Annotated in this window: 15 protein-coding genes; 9 read left to right on the top strand and 6 right to left on the bottom strand. The window is 40.6% G+C overall.

Annotation, left to right across the window (positions count from 1 at the left end):
• Positions 1 to 15: 15 nt before the first annotated feature.
• Together V7O61_RS01925 and V7O61_RS01920 are read right to left on the bottom strand one after the other, a co-directional pair.
• A complete protein-coding gene (locus V7O61_RS01925; RefSeq protein ID WP_407282922.1) occupies positions 16 to 447 on the bottom strand; it encodes a secondary thiamine-phosphate synthase enzyme YjbQ in 432 nt (143 codons plus the stop codon).
• A gap of 10 nt (positions 448 to 457) precedes the next feature.
• Entirely contained in the window at positions 458 to 643 is a 186-nt protein-coding gene (locus tag V7O61_RS01920) for a hypothetical protein (protein ID WP_023844749.1), read from the bottom strand.
• Positions 644 to 790: 147 nt separating this feature from the next.
• On the opposite strand from V7O61_RS01920, the gene V7O61_RS01915 reads away from it, so the two are divergent.
• Both V7O61_RS01915 and V7O61_RS01910 read left to right on the top strand, forming a co-directional pair.
• Entirely contained in the window at positions 791 to 1,288 is a 498-nt protein-coding gene (locus tag V7O61_RS01915) for a hypothetical protein (protein WP_023844750.1), read from the top strand.
• A 10-nt stretch (positions 1,289 to 1,298) separates the two neighbouring features.
• A complete protein-coding gene (locus V7O61_RS01910; RefSeq protein ID WP_407282923.1) occupies positions 1,299 to 2,675 on the top strand; it encodes a DHHA1 domain-containing protein in 1,377 nt (458 codons plus the stop codon).
• A 39-nt stretch (positions 2,676 to 2,714) separates the two neighbouring features.
• On the opposite strand, the gene V7O61_RS01905 is transcribed toward V7O61_RS01910, so the two are convergent.
• The 4 genes from V7O61_RS01905 to V7O61_RS01890 form a co-directional block, all read right to left on the bottom strand.
• Positions 2,715 to 3,470, bottom strand: coding sequence for a DUF128 domain-containing protein (locus tag V7O61_RS01905; RefSeq protein ID WP_407283379.1), 756 nt, complete (start codon positions 3,468 to 3,470; stop codon positions 2,715 to 2,717).
• A 95-nt stretch (positions 3,471 to 3,565) separates the two neighbouring features.
• Positions 3,566 to 4,297, bottom strand: coding sequence for a glucose-6-phosphate isomerase family protein (locus V7O61_RS01900; protein WP_023844753.1), 732 nt, complete (start codon positions 4,295 to 4,297; stop codon positions 3,566 to 3,568).
• A gap of 93 nt (positions 4,298 to 4,390) precedes the next feature.
• Positions 4,391 to 6,187, bottom strand: a complete 1,797-nt coding sequence (gene uvrC, locus V7O61_RS01895) for an excinuclease ABC subunit UvrC (RefSeq protein WP_407282924.1) — start codon at positions 6,185 to 6,187, stop codon at positions 4,391 to 4,393.
• 19 nt (positions 6,188 to 6,206) lie between these two features.
• On the bottom strand, positions 6,207 to 6,956 hold the full coding sequence (locus V7O61_RS01890; RefSeq protein WP_288070123.1) for a ribonuclease H-like domain-containing protein: 750 nt from the start codon (positions 6,954 to 6,956) through the stop codon (positions 6,207 to 6,209).
• A 190-nt stretch (positions 6,957 to 7,146) separates the two neighbouring features.
• On the opposite strand from V7O61_RS01890, the gene mdh reads away from it, so the two are divergent.
• From mdh to V7O61_RS01855, 7 genes are all read left to right on the top strand, one after another.
• A complete protein-coding gene (gene mdh / locus V7O61_RS01885) occupies positions 7,147 to 8,070 on the top strand; it encodes a malate dehydrogenase (protein WP_407282925.1) in 924 nt (307 codons plus the stop codon).
• A 116-nt stretch (positions 8,071 to 8,186) separates the two neighbouring features.
• Entirely contained in the window at positions 8,187 to 8,456 is a 270-nt protein-coding gene (locus tag V7O61_RS01880) for a PRC-barrel domain-containing protein (RefSeq protein WP_023844757.1), read from the top strand.
• Between the two features lies 1 nt (position 8,457).
• Positions 8,458 to 9,186, top strand: coding sequence for a tRNA(His) guanylyltransferase Thg1 family protein (locus V7O61_RS01875; RefSeq protein ID WP_407282926.1), 729 nt, complete (start codon positions 8,458 to 8,460; stop codon positions 9,184 to 9,186).
• 116 nt (positions 9,187 to 9,302) lie between these two features.
• Complete coding sequence (locus tag V7O61_RS01870; RefSeq protein WP_407282927.1) at positions 9,303 to 10,547, top strand: P-loop NTPase fold protein; 1,245 nt, start codon at positions 9,303 to 9,305, stop codon at positions 10,545 to 10,547.
• A 27-nt stretch (positions 10,548 to 10,574) separates the two neighbouring features.
• Positions 10,575 to 12,101, top strand: coding sequence for a tetratricopeptide repeat protein (locus tag V7O61_RS01865; protein ID WP_407282928.1), 1,527 nt, complete (start codon positions 10,575 to 10,577; stop codon positions 12,099 to 12,101).
• Between the two features lie 105 nt (positions 12,102 to 12,206).
• The gene (locus tag V7O61_RS01860) at positions 12,207 to 13,157 is read left to right on the top strand and encodes a tyrosine--tRNA ligase (protein ID WP_407282929.1); all 951 of its coding nucleotides are present in this window, start codon (positions 12,207 to 12,209) and stop codon (positions 13,155 to 13,157) included.
• Between the two features lie 79 nt (positions 13,158 to 13,236).
• Complete coding sequence (locus tag V7O61_RS01855) at positions 13,237 to 14,370, top strand: hypothetical protein (protein ID WP_407282930.1); 1,134 nt, start codon at positions 13,237 to 13,239, stop codon at positions 14,368 to 14,370.
• Positions 14,371 to 14,459 lie beyond the last annotated feature (89 nt).

The raw sequence follows: 14,459 nt of genomic DNA, 5'->3' as shown, positions 1-14,459 counted from the left end.
TACAGCAATTAACTTTTAGCTGTAAGAATTCTCGCCGTAAATCTGGACAAACACTTTTCTGTAACGTGGCCGGTTATCCATATCCACCAGAATAATCTGCTGCCATGTACCAAGAAGCAGCTTACCATCTATTAGTGGAAATGACTCGCCCTGCCCGATAAAAGAAGCACGTATGTGAGAATGTCCATTTCCATCATGCCATTTCTCATTATGCTGATATACAATTCCTTCAGGAGCAAGTCTTTCAAGAGCAGCTTTCAGATCATGTACAAGTCCGGGCTCATATTCTATTGTAGTTATAGCAGAAGTCGAGCCAGGAACATAAACAAGAACAATACCATCGCTCAGACCTGATGAGTTCACAATGTCTGAAACCTCAGGTGTTATATCAATAATATCTGCATTTCCTTTTGTATCTATAGTAAAGCTTGCGCTGTAAACTGCCAATTATCAGGCCTCACTGCATTTCATTCAGTTTTAAACCAATGACGGACATGACAAGTATGAACACCACAAGCGACACAATAAATCCGTATTCCTGAGTGATAGAATCCCTCATCATGTGTGAAAGAGCAAACATTATTATCAATAGTATTACTGAACCTATTGAAGATATGATTTCCAGATTTTTCTTAGTCATCATTGCTAATTAAGTAAAGATATACATGAATCTATCGAACAACAGGAAAGTTTCAGTTGGTTTAATGAGATGATACGAATACTTTCACCCTACAGTGCAATCTTAAATATAACATTAAAAATAATATAATTCAAAAAACGTGATCAACCAATGACAGAATTTGAAAGGGAACTTGTCAAGTCATTTAACGCATTCTTCGAAGAGAACAAAATGAAAGGTGTAGCCTACCGCCTGAAACAACACAGGTTCACTTCACAATTTCTGGACGTTCTTGTAGATTCGCTTGACCCTGACCACTACATGGGAATCGAATGCAAAAGCATATCAGTAGATAAAGGTGCAAAGGCGCTTTATTTCACACAGCATTTCACAACAGATAAGAACGGTGTGCACCAGATAGATAGAATATCTGATTTCCTTTTAAAATCCGGAAGGACGGGATTTCTCGCAGTGGAACTTAGAATGGGCGTAGGACGTACACGGGAAGCATATATGATCCCATGGACCGAACTGTGCCGCAGATATCACGATGAAGACACTGCAAAAGTTACAGTTGAAGAGATTCAGGCATATCCCCGGATTGAAAGAGAGAGCAATAAGTACCTGATAGACCCAAAAGGATGGAAGAAACTCAGGTTGGTACAATAAGAGGATAAAAATGTCTGAAACAATGGTAATGATGGCAGATAGAGCCAGGGAATGTGCTGAAGAGATAAGAAAATACGATGAGGTGCAGCTGGTATCACATATCGATGCAGATGGGATTACTTCAGGAGCCATCATTGCAAAAGCCCTCGAAAGAGCAGGCATAGGATATGATATGATGTTTGTCAAGCAGCTTGACGAAACAATTGTAAAAGAGATTGCAGATATCAATCCTGAACTTACCATTTTCACAGACCTTGGAAGCGGTCAACTGGAACACATTACAAACTACGGAGTTCACGCAATTGTTTCAGACCACCACAGACCACAGGGAAACACAAAATTCCACCTCAATCCCCATCTTTTCGGAGCTAACGGCTCTTATGAAATAAGCGGATCAGGCACCACATTCATACTTGCAACCCAGCTTGGGAATAATCGCGACCTTGCAGACCTTGCCATCGTAGGGTGTGTCGGAGACATGCAATACAGGAAATATGGTAAACTTGTCAGCCTTAACAGAATGATACTGGATGCAAATCCCGAAGTAATAGCATCTGTTACAGATATTTCACTTTTCGGGAAACAGACAAGACCTGTTTACAAAATGTTACAGTTTTCATCAGACCCTTTCATCCCGGAACTTACAGGTAACGAAGATGTATGTATTGATTTTCTGGCAAATGTAGGTCTGCAGTTTGCAAACGATGAAAAGTGGAGAAGATGGATAGATCTTTCCGAGGAGGAAAAGAAAAATGTTACATCATCCCTCCTGCAACATGCGATGCAGAGCGGCATGTCTTCATACAATATTAGCCGGCTTGTCTCAGAAGGCTACATCCTGCTTTCAGAACAGGAAGGCACTGAAATGAGAGATGCAAGTGAGTATTCAACACTACTTAACGCGACCGGAAGATACATGCAGGCTGAAGTTGGAATGCAAGTGTGCATGGGAGACCGGGATGAAGCATATATAGGAGCCCAGGATCTGCTTCATACCCACCGCAAGAATCTTGTTGACGGACTTAATTTTGTAAAGGATAATGGAATCACACAGCTTTCCCACATGCAGTATTTTGATGCAGGAAGCACAATTCCGGAAACAATAGTAGGAATTGTGGCAGGGATGAGTCATTCTTCTGCAGGTAACCGCAAATTACCGATAATAGCCTTTGCAGACAAAGATGACGGCTATAAAGTTTCAGCAAGGGGAACCCAGGAACTCATAAACAGAGGACTTAACCTTGCAGAAGCATTGAGTATTGTATGCCAGGAACTAGGAGGAGCTGGTGGCGGACATGACATTGCTGCCGGAGCTACAGTACCATTTGGTAAAAAAGAAGAGTTTATCCAGAAACTTAATGCGGCAATCGCCGCCCAGTTAAGCTGAAAGTGCAATTTAAAACTTAAAAAACTATTTTAAACCACATCAAACAAGATCATTGATGTGGGATAACTTATTGATATCAATAAGAGTGGACATCGCATTTGTCCTGATAGGAATTCCGTGTTCCTGAACAATTGCCATCGGGTTGGTACCGCCTATTACCACGATTCCGAGATGATCGCGTTCAACCGGAACATCAAGTATTCTGGTATTCGGCTCTCCAACCTCAAGAATTCCGTTTATTCCGGCATCCACCATATCAGCCAATGTGCTGTCGATTATATCCCTGGCAACCATGGGAGCCTCACGCAGGTTTGCAAGAATCTTTCCGGAACCGGTTTTAAGCATACTCATTACGGAAGTCAGCTCCTGTGACATGAGAACCTCAAGAGGATCAATGGTAGTGCTCTGATATGTCAGCACGTTTGTGAAACGAATAGGTTCACCGTCGCGAATCTCCACAAGACCTCCAAAACGTGGTTTTACCATGACACCGGCTTTAAGGAGAAGACCATCGATAGTAATACTGCACACAGTTGCAAAACCAACCTCATCTTCACCAATCTTCCTGTCACCTATCGAGTCCCCTTCATGGAGAATCTTAAGCAACGGACTTACAGAAAGCCCGCTATTGATGGCCATACTGAATATCTTGAGAACATCATCAAAGTCCTGTTTATCAATAAGTGAAAGGTTCACGATAACATCACCTTCCATTGTTTTAGGATTGAAGGTGGTTCTGAACATCAAGTCTTCTATTTTAGATGATGTGAACTGAATACGCTGGTTCCTCTGCAAAGACATACCTCTACCGTTTTGTGACTGTTTTATCTCTAAGACTAGTAACTGCCAGACATTTATAGTTTCGCATAAGTTTAAAAAAGAGTAGAGATTCAGACAGACGTCATTCTCCCGAATATCTCAGGGTGATCCTGTGGATGCACGAGGAAGTCAAGCTTTTCAATCTCTTTTACCATAACGTACATGTCAGTTCCGCAGAATAAATTGGCTTCCGGATAGTCATGTGGCTTCTCATACCTGATCTCAGGCACCGACGGATAATCAGGGTTCTTTATAAAACCATCCTTTAGCAGATAGTAAGCTCCACCTGATAGTTTCTTAATAGGCTCATACAAGGAAGAGAAATCCCTACACACCCAGTTAGCCATTTTCAATGTTTCCTGTGAAGCATTGATGGTAATATGCCCGTAATCCGGCGGCACAAGAACAAGATCACCTGCTGTTGCCTCGCAGACAATCACATCCACAACCTTTCCATTCTCGGCTTTCTGGAGAAGATAAGTTGCCTTGCCTTCAAGAACCTGGTATAGTTCAGCATAAGATATATTGTGACCTTCCACAGCCGGATGATAATGACCTGCTGTTTTAACATACTCGTCACCAAGCATTGCAGGTGGAATTATAGTAACATCATAACGAAGGCTGTTTTCAACTATCTTTTTGTGATCGTTTTCATCTGCTGAAAGATCACGATACATGTAATAAAGTTCAATATTTTCCTGTGAACGCAGCCATTGCTGATCATGTACTACTTCGTCCATGTCATGCAACATCCTGATATCAGGACTATGGCTTTTCCCGTAAAACTCCAGTTCTTTTCCCATATAATCACACTTTATAATTTGCACAAAATTCTTAGAATCAATATTGGAGCCCACAGTATTTATTTTTGCCGCAAATAGATTAATTAGATTTAATTATTTGTTTAGATGCTGCAGTATTTTCCGGGCAAGGTTTTTGCTTATTCCATCAAGAGATGAAAGCTCCTCAACCGATGACATTCTTATCTTATCGATTGAATCAAAATTCTCAAGCAAGACCTTTTTTCTTGAAGAACCGACTCCGGGAATAGAATCAAGCTCCGAATGCGTAAGACTTGCAGACCGCCTTCTGCGGTGGGAGCTCACCGCAAACCTGTGAGCTTCATCTCGAATGTGCATGAGCAGTTTTAGTGCAGGCGAACTATGAGGGAGAATTATAACCTCATCAGGTCCTTTTTTTGTGGTTATTATATGCTCAAATCTTTTAGCCAGACCTATCATAGGAATATCAAGTCCCAGAGAATCCAGAGAAGATTTTGCAGCACCAACCTGCCCCGGACCTCCGTCTATCAGAATCAAATCGGGCAGTGGTTCTTTATTCTTCAGTAAACGTGAATACCTTCTGTGAACCACTTCAGCTATCATGGCAAAATCATCAATTCCCTTCACGGTTTTGATATTGTGCTGCCTGTATTTGCTGCTTGCAGGTCGACCATTTTCAAAATATACCATTGAACCCACAGCATTTGTTCCTGAGATATTGGAGATATCGAAACCTTCAATATGAAGAGGGAGTGTTTCAAGATGAAGAACATCTTTCAATGCTTCCAGCGCTCCAATGGAAGATTCAGAAGGAGTTGATTTAAGTCCAGCCATTCTCTTTGACATTTCAGCATTTCTTGCAGCCATTTCCACCAGCTTTTTCTTATCCCCACGCTGGGGAACATGAACACGTACATCTCTTCCGGAACGTTGACAGAGCCATTTTACTATGATTTCACTGTCAGGAAGCTCATACTGCACAAGAATCTCCGGAGGGATTGGCGAATCCTGATAATATTGCTTGACAAACTGGGCCATAGACTCCTCGATACTTTCCGAAGTATTGGCACCCAGTAGTGTAAAATCAGCCTTGCCAACCATGCTTCCCTGACGTACATAAAATACCTGAATGTAGACAGCTTTCTCATCTGAAACTGCTGCAATAACATCACGATCATCGGTACCTGATGTTGCTATCTGCTGTTCGGATATTGATTTTACAGAATCAATCTGGTCCCTGATAATTGCAGCGGACTCATAGTCCTGATTCTCTGCAAAGAAACGCATCTTTTTATCCAGATCCTTCAGAAGACCAGATGTTTCTCCTTTAAGGAGCCTGACAGCTTCCATTACACGTCTGCGATACTCTTCCTTATCCAGGCCTTCCTTACAGGGAGCCATACAACGTTTGATATGATAATTAAGACATGGTCTTGTTTTTCCGGGCTCTATTTTTTTCTTACATTGCTTGAGCATGAAAATACGGGAAATTATTTCAAGGGTTGTTCGTATCGCTTTTGCATTTGTGTAAGGGCCAAAATAAATAGCTCCATCCATAAGCCGCCTTCGTGTCAGGAATATTCGCGGGAATTCTGAATTGATAGTGACCTTGACATAGGGATAGCGTTTGTCATCCTTCAGGCGGACATTGTAACGTGGTTTATACTTTTTTATCAGGTTTGCTTCAAGTACGAGGGCATCAACTTCGGAATCAGTAATAATGTACTCAATGTCATCTATGTGTTTTACAAGAGTGACATTTTTAGGAGAAAGATTCCTCTTTGACTGGAAATACTGGCGCACTCTTTTATCCAGGGATTTGGCCTTGCCTACATAGATCACATCCCCGGAAACATCTTTCATCAGATACACACCGGGAAGTGCAGGAAGTGTTTTCAGATCGAACTTCATGCTGAGCTCATTGAGATAGTTATTGAGAGAATTTGTTTTCGATAAAACGAGGGAGTGTCATGTCAATAATAGTCTTAAGATTGACAATATCCTCACGGTTATACTTCAGTAGTAAATCAAGAGATTCTTCATCACCACGTTCATATTGATGCCACAGGCGCACAGCATCAAAACCACTGATACCTACGGTTTCTTCTGCTCTTGAAATACCAAGTTCACATTCTATTTTTTTCAGGCCACCTGTAAGCTTTATGCGGCGCAGAGGATACATGAGATCTGCGTGAAGCTGGTTGAATTCTATTTCGGGGAATTCACGCTTTATGAAAGGCAGGTCAAACCTTGCTCCGTTAAAGGTAACAAGGAACTCGTATTTCGGAAATATATCCACAATATCATCAAGATCAATTCCTTTTACAAATGTTCTGGCTTCTTTTCCATCATATATCCCTACAACTGTGATAGATGAGCTTCCCGGAGAAAGACCTGTGGTCTCTATATCCACATAAGCCACTTTGTCTGAAAACTCCCTGAAAGCCCTCCAGTGTTCAGAAGTTGGCAGCGATTTTGCAAAAAACTCAAAATTCCTGGCATCAAGGTGATCCCTTGAATCCTGGATCCCCGTCCTTATCATGTCCTTTTTGGCTGGGGGGATCAGAAGGCAATTATGGTTATCCATGAATTCATCCCATGTTTTGATTCCATTAGCCCATATCTTTTTTTCCACGGTTGCACCAATCCGCGGCATGTGAATGTAAGTACTTGTAAGCATGATATCCCCTATCCATTATAACAGAGGGTATTGATAACTATATTTCTCTGATGCAAATGCTAAATAAAATAAAGTCCGTAATTATATATGTAGGTTCAATTTCCAATTTGACGAAATAATTTATACCACATATACCACAATCAGACCTTATTTGTACTACAAATTTAATCAAACCCAGAAAGAGATTTACATGAATAAAGTTGCAGTTATCGGTTCAGGCAATGTAGGTGCCACCACAGTCCAGAGACTTGCAGAACTTAACATCGCAGATGTCGTCATGGTTGACATCGTTGAAGGACTGCCACAGGGAAAAGCACTAGATATACTTCAGGCGGCTCCACTTATGGGTTACGATGTGGATGTAACAGGGACAAATGATTATGCAGACATTGCAGGTGCAGATATAGTCGTAGTTACAGCAGGAATTGCACGAAAGCCCGGAATGGACAGGAGTGATCTGCTGGCTACTAATATTAAAATCACACAGCAGGTCTGTGAAAATATCCAGAAATATGCACCAGATTCAATTATAATGACTGTGACAAATCCTCTTGATATTATTACCTACGCAGCACTTCGCTGCACCCAGTTTGACAGGAACAGGGTTTTTGGAATGAGTGGTCTGCTGGATTCAAGCCGCTTTGCATCCTTCATTGCAAAGGAAATGAACTGTTCTGTGAGGGATGTTAATGCCATGGTTCTTGGAGGACATGGAGACTCAATGGTTCCTCTCCCTGAGTATTCAACTGTTTCCGGAATTCCACTGAGTAGGCTCATGGACGGGGAAACTATTAACAGAATAGTTGAAAGGACTGTCAATGCCGGTGCAGAGATTGTGGGACACCTGAAAAATGGAAGTGCTTTCTATGCACCATCTGCCGCCATCACAATTATGGTGGAAGCTATACTCAATGATACGAAGAAAATTGTCCCTGCATCTGCATTCCTTAATGGTGAATATGGGCAGCATGATATTTGCCTTGGTGTACCTGTAAAACTTGGAAGAAACGGCGTTGAAGAGATAATTGAGCTGGAACTCACCGATGAGGAAACAAGTGCCCTGCAAAAGTCAGCAGAAACAGTTAAAGAAGGAATCGCAACTATCAGGATATAAGGCAATTTTAGGAAAATAAAAGGAAAAATGTTCAAGAAACAGGACATAACACACGAAATTTCCGACTTACATACAAATATTCATATATAAGTAAAATAAAAGAGGGTAGGGATATCATGCGTGCAGACATAACTTCACTTTTTGGATTGAACATTTATACCGAAACAGGTACATATGTAGGTAAAGTCGCTGACCTTGTGTTAGATGTAGACGAGAGATTTGTCAAAGGACTTGCTGTTTCTGACATCAATAGAGATATTTTCGATGTTACTTCAAGAGGAGTTATTATTCCTTACAGGTGGGTTATCACCGCAGGAGATATTGTTCTTGTGAGAAATGTTGTAAACAAGTTCAGAAAAGCCAATAAAGTGGTAGAAGAAGACTGATATGAAAAGGCGAGAGATCTATTCAGATCTGCGTTGCATACCGCCTGTGGTCGTGCGCATTGATGGCAGGAATTTTAAGAATGCGCTATCACGCATAGGTTTTGAGAAACCTTATGATAAAAGGTTCACATCCGCAATTGTAGAGGCTATTGAAGCCTTTTTTAAGAAAAGCGGATTGAGCCCTGTTTTTGCTTATACTTTTTCTGATGAAATCAGTTTCTTTTTCAGGGACAATGCCTTTGACGGCAGAATAGAGAAACTGGACTCGATAATTCCATCATACATCAGCAGTGCTTTTACGATGGCACTTAATCCTGAAGAACCGGTTTCCTTCGATTCAAGAATAATTCCAATGCATGAAGAAGACGTCCGTGAATATCTCGTCTGGAGACAGGATGAAGCCTGGAGAAACTGCATCAATTCCTACGCTTATTACACCCTTATTTCTGAAGGTACGGAAGAACATGAAGCTGCAAAGATGCTTAAGAACAAGGGAGCATCTGATATGCATGAGCTGCTTTTTGAAAGAGGGATCAACATCTCCAAAGTTCCTACGTGGCAGAGGCGTGGAATTCTGATAATGAAAAAGGAGACGGAGATTGAAGGATTCAACCCTCAGCTTAATGTCAAAACTACCAGTACACGGACAAGAGTGTTTACTGAATATGACATTCCGTTATTCTCTTCTGAAGAAGGAGAGGCTTTTCTTGAAAAACTACTTGCTATCTAAAGAAGCCATAACCGTGAGGTATAAATTTTAGATATCTATTTATATGCTACATAGGCAATTACTACATAGTGTAATTTTTCAATATTATAAATCAAACTTTAATCGGAATGCTAGAGATGGCTGATAACCTAAGACAAATATTTCATGCTTTTAATCCTGAAAAAGCCCTAAACGGCGAAGAACTCCAAAAATATTACGTAGGGTTTGAGGAGAATGAAAAAAGGATTGCAAGACTTAGGACTCGACTTGAACTTTGTCTTGAAACCAATGAACCCATGAAATTGTTGTTTATGGGACATCGTGGATCGGGAAAAACAACTGCATTGAATAAACTAGTATCAGGATTAGATGATGCTTTCTTTATTGTATCTTATGACGTTATTGACCTGCTGGACCCTAACGATGTAAAATACACTGATGTACTGTTATCGGCACTTGCCAAACTTACTGAAAAAACCATAAGTGAAAACATTAGCCTTAGCAAGGAATTGACAGGAAGAATCGAAAAATGGGGACGGACTCTCGTAAGAACTAATACTGAAACTGAGGAAATGGGTGCAGGATTTGGCGTAAATATTCCATTTTACTTTATTAATCTCTTTGCAAGAATGAAGAGTGAAAGCCAAACCAGATATGAAGTCCGTGAGGAAATCAAGCCCAGAGTCTCAGAACTGATTAGCATAATAAACGATACTGTATTTGAGATTGAGAAAACAGGCAAGCAAGTGCTTATAATCATTGATAATCTGGAAAAAACCGAATACGAGAATGCAATGAGCATCTTTGTAGAACACGGCACCCAGATCACACAACCTATGTGTAAAATTATATACACTTTCCCAATTGCACTGAGAAGTTGCGACAGGTACAGTCAGATACGCATCAATTTCAGTGCCGATATAATGTACCCAAGTATCAAGATACATGATAAGCAAGGAAACCTGACAGAAGAAGCTTTGAAGAACCGTGACTTCATGAAAGATATCTTTGAGCGCCGTGGAGACCTTGAACTTATAGAAGGAGAAGCCCTTGAGCTCGCTATTGATATGAGTGGAGGAGTACTCAGGGAATACATAAGAATCATCCGTGATGCTGCACTAAACGCAATAACATTCGACAAAGAAAAAATCGACATGGATTGTGTAAATGATGTTATCAAGGATCTTAAGAACACTTATCGTAGCCAGTTAAGTGATGAAGACTATGTAATACTTGCTGAAACTGCCAAAAATAGATGCATCAGAAGAGACGGAAATCTGGTCAGGCTCCTGCACAATCTTAGCGTACTAGAGTATGCCAATGATGAAAACTGGTGTGATATAAATCCTGTCGTACGCCTGATCATGGAAGAAAACCATTAACAATAAAATAAATCTTAAGGATTAACGATGGAACTGACACCGGAACATCTTTCCAAACTGGACAAACTTGCTACTCTTCTGAAAATCTCCAATGATTGCACCATAGCTTTCCTGCGCTGCAATGAACCGGTGTTATGCGATGTCATTCATGAGAACATAAAAGAAAGACTGGATAACAGTGTTTTTATCTACGATGTCCGAATGGACAAAAATCATAAACACCTTTTTGAGCTTCTGAAGGACGCAATGCAGTCAGAAGAATATATCACTTCGATTAATAGTGGAAAAAAGGTGGCATTTTTCGTAACAGGACTTGATGAAGCTATCAAAGTTACAAACAACGATGGCAACTCCAAAACATTGTTAAGACTGAACATCATGCGTGAAAACTTTTTACAGATACCTCACACGATAGTGATTCAGCTAAATAAAGGTTCTTTTTCTCTTTTGCTTAAGGAAGCACCGGATTTCTTCGCATGGCGTACTACGGTGCTTGAATTTGACATGGAAAAAGCTGAAAGGATAATTTCGGTTCATAGTATCGAAGATACTGACCTTGAATTCCTGAATGAAGAGGAACTGTCTGAAAGATGGTATTATTACACAAATCTTATTTCGGAAAATGAAAAAAAGGGAAAAACAGACCTTTACAAACTTGGTTACTGGAATTCACAACTTGGAATAATTGAATTACTCAGAGCTCATTATTTTGAAGCAATTCAGCACTTTGAACAGGCCCTTGTTATCGATCGTGGAATCAATGATCGGCGCGGAGAAGAAATTCACTTAGGTAACCTCGGTTTGGCTTACCGTGATCTTGGCGATGTCAAGAAAGCTATAGACTGCTGCAAGCAAGCACTTGTTATCTCGCGTGAAATAGGAGACCGTAAAGGAGAAGGAAATCACTTAGGTAACCTCGGTTTGGCTTACAGAAATCTTGGTGATGTCAAGAAAGCCATAGATTATCATGAACAGGCACTTGCCATTAGTCGTGAAATAGAGGATAGGAAAGGAGAAGGCGCTGATTTAGGTAACCTTGCTATTGCTTACAATAATCTTGGCGATGTCAAGAAAGCCATAGAATACTACGAGCAAGCACTTGCCATTGATCGTGAAATAGGCGATTGGCGTGGAGAAAGTACTGATTTAGGTAACCTCAGTTTGGCTTACAGTAATCTTGGCGATGTCAAGAAAGCCATAGATTACTGTGAACAAGCGCTGGTCATCGACCGCGAAATAGGAGAACATAGAGGAGAAGGAAATCACTTAAGTAATCTTGGTACTGCTTACAGTGATCTTGGAGACATAAAGAAAGCTATAGACTACTACAAACAGGCACTTGTTGTTTTTCGTGAAATAGGTGACCCGCGTGGCGAAGGGGATCTCTTAGGTAATCTTGGTATTGCTTACAGAGATCTTGGTGATGTGCAGAAGGCCATCGACTACTATAAACAAGCGCTCGAAATTGGAAAGGAAATAAACTATCCACGACTCATTAAATTCTGCAAAGAAGGACTTACTGAACTAAAAAAGTCACAGAACACAAAAGATTGAATTTTCATCTCAGTAGAGATACTACCTAAACACAGATGAGTAAAAGAAGAAAAAGCATTTAAAGGCAGATGTGTTTATAGATTCCACGATTTATAAGGTGAACATATGGATAAACTTGAGCTTATAAAAAGAAATGTACAGGAAATAGTGACTGAGGACGAACTTAAACAGCTTCTGGAAACAAAGGAACATCCTACAGCCTATGTCGGATATGAGCCAAGCGGTAAGATCCATATGGGACACGTTCTTACTGTGAACAAGCTTCTTGACCTTCAGAAAGCTGGATTTAAGATTACCGTACTTCTTGCAGATGTGCATGCATACCTCAACAAAAAGGGAACACTTGAAGAGGTGCGTGAGATTGCAGATTACAACAAAAGATGCTTCATTGCACTTGGACTTGACGAAGAGAACACAAGCTTCGTCTATGGTTCAGACTACCAGCTCGGACAGGAATACATCCTTAACGTTCTGAAACTCACCCGTAGCACAACCCTGAACCGGGCAACAAGGAGTATGGATGAAGTCGGAAGGAAAATGGATGACCCGGCAGTATCCCAGATGGTCTATCCAATCATGCAGGCAATTGACATCGCAATGCTTGATGTTGACGTTGCAGTTGGTGGAATTGATCAGAGAAAGATCCACATGCTTGGAAGGGAAGGACTTCCAGGACTTGGATTTAAAGCACCGCTGTGTATCCACACACCAATTATTCTGGGACTTGACGGGGAAAAGATGTCCTCATCGAATAACAATTTCATATCCGTAGATGATACTGAAGCTGATTTGAAGAAAAAGCTGAAGAAAGCATTCTGCCCTGCAGAGCAGGTTGAGGATAATCCTGTAATGGAGCTTTTCAAATACCACATATGCCCAAGATATGAAGAGATCGTTTTTGAAAGACCTGAGAAGTTTGGCGGTAACCTCGTATGTAAAGGATATGAGGAACTGGAGAAAGTTTTCGCATCCGGTGAGCTTCATCCGATGGATCTCAAAAACGGTGCTACAAAGTACATGAATATGATACTTGAAGTGGTGAGAAGCGTAATTTAAAATACGCTTCATCCCCTGAGTGGTAATTTATATATTATGTCTGCAAGAATATAAGATTAAAAACAAGACGGGGATTAGGATGAAATATACATTTCAGGACTCTACCGAATTACCTTTACAACGAGATTTTATTCAGGACCTTTACAATTTCATAGAAATGGCAAAAAAGGTCCTGCCACTTGAAAATTCTGCAATTGAGCTCAGTGAGGAAGAAACTGAAGAGATATCCTCTCTTGAAGCAAGGATCAGAGAAATAGAGGAATTTAGCAAGGACGTTCAACAATACGTGGATGAGCGTTCAAAGGGTGCAGAGGAAAAAGAAATTCTTGAATGCAGAAACTCAGTTATTGATGCATGCGTTGAAACTGCTGACAAAGGACTCAAGGAACTCAACCTAAAACTGGAACAGATTAAAAGGCAGTCCGAAAGTGGTATCTATAAAATAGAAATGGACCTGCTGAACAATCTGAATCCTCTTTTTGAGTCCGGCATATACGGGGCGAACAAAGCATACTCAGTATCCTCAAAAGACGGAACTCTGAAAGGAACTCTGAAAGCATCTTTTTCAGGAATGGAATATTCCTGCGACCTTGTTTATGCTCACGATATTCTTTCCGTCAGGGAAGTCTATGGCGACTTGTCCCTGCCAACCTGGACCAAAGCAGGTATTTTCTCAAAAGAAAACAAGGTAAAAATGATTGATGTTTCTGATTACACAATTACTTCTATGAACTTTGATGGTGTCGCACACATTGATCTGAGTTTTGAGAACAAGAAAGGTGACCAGAAATTCAAGATTGTTTCTGATAGTGATGCATACCAGATATACCAGGGAGAATTCGAAATAACTGGTGATGAAAAACTGTTACAGTCATTAAACATCGACGACGTTTCAGGCGTTGTAAACGATGTTAAAAAGTACATGGAACTTTTCATCAAACACCAGAAACTTACCCAGATACTTCTTGACGGACAGGATGCAGTACGCAACAATGAGGTATTTGACTGCCTGAAACTTATTGCTGAGCAGTACGGTGAAATTGTAAGCGAATCTCTGGAAAAGGGTTATGTCAAAAATGAGATCACAATCAAGATTGAAGCATCTGACGGAACCAGGACCGAGAAATACATAACTAAGGAAGAGGCATTTGACCAGCTCGCAGAACTTGGAAGCGAAGGTCTGGAACTTGCCAGCATCCTTAATGTTGATTAATGCAGCAAATGCTGCAACCTTTTTTTACTTTTAGCTCCATATTTACTTACGCTTGAATTGCTATATAAGCGAATAACAGTAATCAATTA

Origin of the sequence: Methanolobus sp. WCC1 (assembly GCF_045690315.1) — an archaeon.
Lineage (GTDB): Archaea > Halobacteriota > Methanosarcinia > Methanosarcinales > Methanosarcinaceae > Methanolobus > Methanolobus tindarius.
The sequence above is the reverse complement of the archived record's forward strand: the minus strand, read 5'-3'. Positions and strand labels throughout refer to the sequence as shown.